Raw genomic sequence first — 586 nt, 5'->3', positions numbered from 1 at the left:
ATCCGCGACGTGCTGACCGGCCTGTTCGGCGGGCTCGACCTGCCCGGCTTCGGGCAGGGCCTGGACACCGTGATCGGCCCGCTGTCCGGTGGCGAGCGGCGCCGCATCGCGCTCGCCAAGCTGCTCATCGGCGAACCCGAGCTGATCGTCCTGGACGAGCCGACCAACCACCTCGACGTGGAGGGCATCTCCTGGCTCGCCAGCCACCTGCGGGCCCGCCGCTCGGCGCTGGTGGTCGTCACCCACGACCGCTGGTTCCTCGACCAGGTCTGCACCCGCATGTGGGACGTGCAGCGCGGCCAGGTGCACGAGTACGAGGGCGGCTACAGCGACTACGTCTTCGCGCGCGCCGAGCGCGAGCGCATCGCGGCCACCGAGGAGGCCAAGCGGCAGAACCTGATGCGCAAGGAGCTGGCCTGGCTGCGGCGCGGCGCCCCGGCCCGTACCAGCAAGCCGCGCTTCCGCATCGAGGCCGCCAACGCGCTGATCGCCGACGTGCCGCCGCCCCGGGACAGCGCCGAGCTGATGAAGTTCGCCAATTCCCGGCTCGGCAAGACCGTCTTCGACCTGGAGGACGTGACGATCC

General features: G+C 71.7%; 1 protein-coding gene. It reads left to right on the top strand.

What is annotated here, in order from left to right; genetic code table 11:
* Window positions 1-586: ATP-binding cassette domain-containing protein (locus KUM32_RS41165; RefSeq protein ID WP_217146763.1), on the top strand; the 586-nt coding region annotated here is incomplete at both ends.

This window comes from Streptomyces sp. AC627_RSS907 (assembly GCF_019049165.1).
Note: the sequence above shows the minus strand (reverse complement) of the source record. Positions and strands in the feature narration are given on the sequence as shown.